The 2638-nt window shown below is 44.7% G+C and carries 1 protein-coding gene; it reads right to left on the bottom strand.

Features of this window, described 5'->3' with window-relative positions; all coding sequences use genetic code 11:
• Positions 1–222: 222 nt before the first annotated feature.
• Positions 223–2316 (bottom strand): beta-galactosidase, encoded by a 2094-nt coding sequence (locus B5F78_RS16315; protein WP_087407238.1) that lies wholly within the window; start codon positions 2314–2316, stop codon positions 223–225.
• Positions 2317–2638: the final 322 nt, after the last annotated feature.

Genomic DNA, 2638 nt, shown 5'->3' with positions numbered 1-2638 from the left:
TCCTGTTCTTCGTCAGATAGCCCGCTATCTTCCTCATCACAGAAGCGGAAATGCCTCAAAAACTCATCCCAAATCATCGCACGATAAATTCAAAACAGCTTCTGAATTTCTACAAAAAGTATTTTTGCTTGATGCATTTACTTTGAGCGATAAATTCAAAACAGCTTAATTATAGATTTTCATGAACAATACCTAATAAACCGATTGTATATCCATCAGTTATCATTCACTACTTTTCATTTGTGACTTAAATACTAAAACACCTGCTGTAGGAATATCAGGTGTCCCTATCATCACTTTGCTATCATCTGGAAGATTGAAATGGTAAGGACGGTCGCTATAGTTTAAAACGATACCGAATCCATTACGGTATTCAAGAGTAATCCCGTAAGGAAGGTCGAGTACAGGGATTTGTAAACGGGCATAAAGTTTGTCTAATATACGGCGTTCCAGCTTGCCATCACGCGTGTCAACACCGATATATGTAACTGTTCCCTTACCTAAACGACGAAAAGTAACGGCTGGCCTTCCATCATAAAACTCATCTTTGTAAGTCGCCCATACTTCATTTTCTTTGCAAGGGACAAGAATTTCACCCCATGTATTCCATAGATAATCTGTTCCATCCATTGAGACCTTTCCAGGTATGTCGGGCAACAAAAGGTCATAAAAATCAATCCGGTTTCCTGTCAGTTTATCCAACATGGCACCGAAAGGAGCTTCGGGAAAACGTCCGAAACGGTCTTTCTGTCCTGTACGGCATGTCAGTACCAAATTACCTCCCTGCTCTACATATTTCATCCAACGGTCGACTAACGCAGTATCGGCAAGTTCGTATGCCGGAACAATCATCACAGGATATTGGGTAAAGTCTTTTTCCTCGGAAATGAAGTCTACCGGTGCACCATACGCCTTCAATGCCCTGTAATAATGATTCAGATGATGGAAAGTATCCCAGGTACGGTTTTGCTTCTGGCGGTCCATACTCCAATAATTTTCCGGATTCCAAAGCACGGCAGTAGTGCGCTTCAGATAGGCTTCCGGTTTATGGTCGAGAGGTGCGGCTTCTTTTCGCAGAGTCTTTATCTCTTGTATGAATTGTGCATATTCGTGACCTCCGGGAGTCAATGTCACACCGTCAGTACCTACAATTCCATAATGATACTGCTCGGTGCCATAAAGAGGTTGCCGGTAACGATAAGTACAGATAAAGTCGGAGCCACCGGCAAAAACACTCCACAACCACAGACGGACAGCTCCGGGAAGCGGCTGTGGGTTAATACTTCCCCAGTTGACTTGTCCGGGCTGGAGTTCCATTACTCCATAAGTGCCGTTTATCGGACGCACGTAATCGTTTGCCATAGCAATACGCAAGGGGTTTCCAACCCGGTAACCCCGACGTCCGATTCCTTCATTATCGCCATATACCATATAGCGTGTATAGCTTACGAAATCAAGCTGCCTGCTTCCACCGATAATTCCTCGGTCGTAATCGGGAATATAATTAGTGGTAACCCACTGGTCATGTGCATACTGTTTGATAAGGCGACACTGCTCGTCGAGGAAGTCGTTAGTCACGTGTGCAGCGTAGCGCTTGTAGTCCAGTATTTGATGGGCATTCATAAACATCTGTGCCATCTTGGGGAGAGTAATTTCATCGAATGACGCATATACCTCGCTCCAGAAAGCAGTTCCCCAGGCGCGGTTCAGCGCAGTGATATCATCATGGTATTTCTGGCGCAGGAAATCGCGGAACCCCAGTTCGGCCTGCTTGTTGTAGTCAAACTGCACATTTGGTTCGTTATCCAGTTGCCAGCCTATGATACGCGGGTCATCGCCATAATGCTGCGCCAGAGCTTCTATCATGCGTGCAGCCAGCTTACGGTACAAAGGCGAGGCGAAAGAGGCATGTTGACGGGCACCATGGTCGAGGATAGTACCATCTTCGTTCCGGACGAGTATTTCCGGATATTTCCGGCTGAGCCATACGGGTGGAGTGGCAGTAGATGTACACATAATGACTTTCAGGTCGTACTTGGCAGCCAGTTCCACTGCCTTGTCCAACCAGCTGAAATCGTAGATACCTTCTTCGGGTTCCAGCTGCGCCCAGGCAAATTCGGCAAAGTGCGTAAACTCGAATCCCAATTCGTGCATTCGTTTCAAGTCTCGTTCCCACTGGCTTTCGTCCCAGTGTTCGGGATAATAATAAGCCCCTGTCAGAGTCAGGTCTTTTTCGTCAAACCACTGCTTTTGGGCACAAATGCCGTTCACCGACAAAACACTCCCCAGCAGCAAAGCAATCCATTGTTTTTTCATCGCAATATAATTTAAACATGAGTAGACAAATCCACAAGATGATGAACTAAGAAATTGTTTTGAATTTCTACAAAAATTTTTCCTGGCTTGATGTATTCGTTTTCGTGTGTGCTTTGGGTAACCAAATCATCGCACGATAAATTCAAAAACAGTTTCTAACAGGTCCTTAATAATATTTTAATGAATGTCCGCATTCATCCAATACATACCCCTAAAAAATGAATATATACTGCATCCGCAGTTGAATATATACTGCATTCGCGGTTGAATATATACTGCATCCGCCTACGAATATATACTGCATCGGCAAACGCAGTACTAC

The organism is Bacteroides sp. An279, assembly GCF_002159615.1.
Taxonomy (GTDB): Bacteria; Bacteroidota; Bacteroidia; order Bacteroidales; family Bacteroidaceae; genus Phocaeicola; species Phocaeicola intestinalis.
The sequence above is the reverse complement of the archived record's forward strand: the minus strand, read 5'-3'. Positions and strand labels throughout refer to the sequence as shown.